A 1,534-nucleotide genomic window follows, 5' to 3' on the forward strand; every position below is an offset into this window, starting at 1 on the left:
GGCTGGCGATCGGCTGCGGGCGGCAGGCGGCACTGGCGACCCGGCTGCTGCGCCGGCATGGCGTCGCCGCCGTGCAGATCCTCGATCCGAGGATATCGACCCGTCACTGGGACCTGGTGATCGCGCCCGAGCACGACGGCCTGCACGGCCGCAACGTGATTCGCCTGCTCGGCAGCCTGCACCCGGTCGACGACCTGTGGCTGGCGGCGGCACGGCGCGACTTCGCCACGTTCGGCGAACTGCCGGGGCCGCGCACGGCGGTGCTGATCGGCGGGCCCAGCGCGCACGCCGACTTCGACGAAGCGGGCTTCGAGGCGCTGTTCGAATGCGTTGCCGACTGCGTCCAGCGCGAGGGCGGCAGCGTGCTGGCGACCGCCTCGCGACGCACGCCGCCGGCGATCGCGGCGCGGATGCGCGAGCGCCTGGGCTGGCTGCCGGGCGTGGTCTGGAGCCCGGGTGCCGCCGACGACGGTCCCAACCCCTACCCCGGCCTGCTCGGCTGGGCCGACCGCATCGTCGCCAGCGCCGACTCGGTCAACATGCTGTCGGAGGCCTGCGCGACCGACGCGCCGGTATTCGTCGCCGGCATCGACCGCCTCGGCGGCCGCCCGCGCCGCTTCGTCGACAGCCTGCTGGGACGCGGCCGGGTGCGGCCGCTGGACCCGCTGATGGCGCCGTTCCCGGCGCAGGCGCTGCGCGAGACCGCGCGGGTCGCCGCCGAGGTCGCCAGCCGACTGGGCCTGTAGCGCCCTGTCGGCGCAGCGGCCTCAGCGCCGGGTTTCGGTCGCCATCCGCAACGCCAGTGCGCCGAGCACGCCGCCCATCAGCCAGCGCTGCCATTGCGCCCACAACGGGCGGCCGGCGAGGAAGCCGGCGATCGAACCGGCCATCAGCACCAGCAGCGCGTTGACCGCCAGGCTGATCGCGATCTGGGTGAAACCCAGCACCAGCGACTGCGCCAGCACGCTGCCGCGTTCGGGTTCGATGAACTGCGGCAGCAGCGACAGGTACAGCACCGCCGCCTTCGGGTTGAGCAGATTGGTGAACAGGCCCATCAGGAACAGCCGGCGCGGGCCGTCGTGGCGCAGCCGGCGCGACTGCGCATCGACCGTGGCGAACGGCGAGCCGCCGCCGGGCTTCAGCGCCTGCCAGGCCAGGTACAGCAGATACGCGGCACCAGCGATGCGCAGCGCGTCGTAGGCGTAGGGCACCGCCATCACCAGCGCGGTGATGCCCAGCGCGGCGCAGACCATGTAGAACACGAACCCCAGCGCGACCCCGCCCAGCGAGACCAGCCCGGCCGCCGGCCCCTGGCTGATCGAGCGCGAAATCAGGTACAGCATGTTCGGCCCCGGCGTGAGCACCATGCCCAGCGCGATCAGCGAGAAGGCCAGCAGATGGGGAAAATCGGGCACGGCGCACCTCCGGAGTCGGCAGCGGGAACGGTCTCAAGCGCACGGCGGCGTCCGCCCGCGTGCCGCATGGCATCGCGGTGCCGCGGCCATCGCGATTGTAAGCCTCCCCCGGCTCAGCG

General features: G+C 73.3%; 2 protein-coding genes. One reads left to right on the forward strand and one right to left on the reverse strand.

Annotation, left to right across the window (positions count from 1 at the left end):
• Positions 1–746 (forward strand): mitochondrial fission ELM1 family protein (locus tag FKV24_RS07020; protein ID WP_141481871.1); only part of this gene is annotated, 746 nt, incomplete at its 5' end.
• A gap of 21 nt (positions 747–767) precedes the next feature.
• On the opposite strand, the gene FKV24_RS07025 is transcribed toward FKV24_RS07020, so the two are convergent.
• Positions 768–1,415 carry a LysE family translocator gene (locus FKV24_RS07025; RefSeq protein ID WP_141481872.1) on the reverse strand — a complete coding sequence of 216 codons (648 nt, stop codon included), beginning with the start codon at positions 1,413–1,415 and terminating at the stop codon, positions 768–770.
• Positions 1,416–1,534 lie beyond the last annotated feature (119 nt).

Origin of the sequence: Marilutibacter maris (genome assembly GCF_006546735.2) — a bacterium.
Lineage (GTDB): Bacteria > Pseudomonadota > Gammaproteobacteria > Xanthomonadales > Xanthomonadaceae > Marilutibacter > Marilutibacter maris.